The 892-nt window shown below is 67.3% G+C and carries 1 protein-coding gene; it reads right to left on the bottom strand.

From position 1 onward, the window contains the following. Positions 1-853: ISL3 family transposase (locus tag ABEA30_RS15455; RefSeq protein ID WP_345584438.1), on the bottom strand; the 853-nt coding region annotated here is incomplete at its 3' end. Positions 854-892: the final 39 nt, after the last annotated feature.

The following is an 892-nucleotide window of genomic DNA, read 5'->3' on the forward strand; positions in this document are numbered from 1 at the left end:
CGCCGCGCCGACCCCGGTGGCCGGTGGTGGCCTGTTGGACACGTTGGCGGCACTTGTCGACCGCCTCGCCGGCCAGGCGCACCACATGGAAGGGGTCCATCACGGCCACCGCGTCGGGAAGTTCTTCGGCCGCAGCGGTCTTGAAGCCAGTGAACCCGTCCATCGCGACGGTCTCGATGCGGTTGCGCCACACGTGGGGACGGGCCGCGAGCCATGTCTTGAACATCTTCTTCGAGCGGCCCGCGACCATGTCAAGTAACCTGGCGGAGCCCGTGCCCTCGCGTACGGGGGTCAGGTCGATGATCACGGTGACGAACTTGTCGCCGGCGCGGGTGTGTCGCCAACAATGCTCATCGACCCCCAAGACCTTCACGCCGTCGAACCGAGCAGGGTCGTCAATGAGCACCCGTCGTCCCTCGGCCAGGATCGCGTCGTTGGCGGTGTCCCACGCCACAGCCAGTGCTTCCGCGACCCGGGCCACGCTCAGGTGCTGACACACGATCGCTTCCAGCGCCCACCGCATCGCCCGTCGCGACAACCGCGCCCGCGGCTCGGCCGCCGCGGTCATGTCTTGCCGCCACACGTGACCACACTCGACACAGCGATACCGGCGCAGCCGCACCACCAACGTCGTGGGCCGCCGCCCGAACGGTTCATGCGCCAACTCTCGGGTCACCGTGTCACGAGGGCGGCCCTGGCAGCCACACCGTCGGCACCAGTCATCCGCAACGACCACCCGACACTCCAACACCGCCCCCTGCGGCGTGACCCGCTGCCCAGTCACCACCAGTCCAAGCTGGTCCAACCGGCAAAAACTCGTCAGATCAGCAGCAGCGAAGGTAGCGTTGGGCACGTCGAGGTCTTTCGGATGGACAGCTTGAGAACTTCCATC

Source organism: Tessaracoccus lubricantis (genome assembly GCF_039544535.1).
Taxonomy (GTDB): Bacteria; Actinomycetota; Actinomycetes; order Propionibacteriales; family Propionibacteriaceae; genus Arachnia; species Arachnia lubricantis.